Source organism: Streptomyces sp. SID5464, assembly GCF_009862985.1.
In the GTDB taxonomy this organism is placed as follows: Bacteria; Actinomycetota; Actinomycetes; order Streptomycetales; family Streptomycetaceae; genus Streptomyces; species Streptomyces chartreusis_D.
In genome coordinates this window covers 163,577-163,778 of the sequence record NZ_WWIQ01000003.1, presented here as the reverse complement: position 1 = coordinate 163,778, position 202 = coordinate 163,577, and the positions used below count along the sequence as shown (strand labels likewise).

Annotated in this window: 1 protein-coding gene; it reads left to right on the top strand. The window is 68.3% G+C overall.

Annotated elements, in window-relative coordinates; translation table 11 throughout:
- The coding region (locus GTY47_RS02945; protein ID WP_010038274.1) for an Hsp70 family protein at positions 1-202 on the top strand (202 nt) is incomplete at both ends.

Below are 202 nucleotides of genomic sequence, written 5' to 3'. Positions count from 1 at the left end.
TGCGGATCATCAACGAGCCGACGGCGGCGGCGCTGGCGTACGGCCTGGACAAGGAGAACGACCAGACGGTCCTCGTCTTCGACCTCGGCGGCGGCACCTTCGACGTGTCGCTGCTGGAGATGGGCGAGGGCGTCATCGAGGTGAAGGCCACCAACGGCGACACCCACCTCGGCGGCGACGACTGGGACCAGCGGATCGTCGA